This is a genomic window from Winslowiella iniecta (assembly GCF_001267535.1).
Taxonomy (GTDB): domain Bacteria; phylum Pseudomonadota; class Gammaproteobacteria; order Enterobacterales; family Enterobacteriaceae; genus Erwinia; species Erwinia iniecta.
The window spans coordinates 1-253 of the sequence record NZ_JRXE01000083.1 but is presented as its reverse complement, the minus strand read 5'-3'; the positions used below and the strand labels follow the sequence as shown (position 1 = coordinate 253).

At 43.1% G+C, this 253-nt stretch carries 1 protein-coding gene; it reads right to left on the bottom strand.

Features of this window, described 5'->3' with window-relative positions; translation table 11 throughout:
* Positions 1-253, bottom strand: a 253-nt coding sequence (locus NG42_RS21710) for a DUF3289 family protein (RefSeq protein WP_052903122.1), incomplete at both ends; no start/stop codon positions are given.

The following is a 253-nucleotide window of genomic DNA, read 5'->3' as shown; positions in this document are numbered from 1 at the left end:
GTCGCCATGCCGATACTGCATATGGTCAATCAGTTTACCGATTAGCGCCTGATACTCGCCGACAAAAGAGAGGCTCTTTGATAAGCTACGGAACTCATCAAACAGTATACGAGCACTTTCCAGTCGATTGGGAAAAGTAAAAGGGTTAACTTGCGAGGAGATATCATATAATTTGTAGCGCTCTTTAAGCGCCTTTTCGCTGATATCGCCATAGTTCATATCATCAGCAAAGTAATCATCCATTTTACGCTGG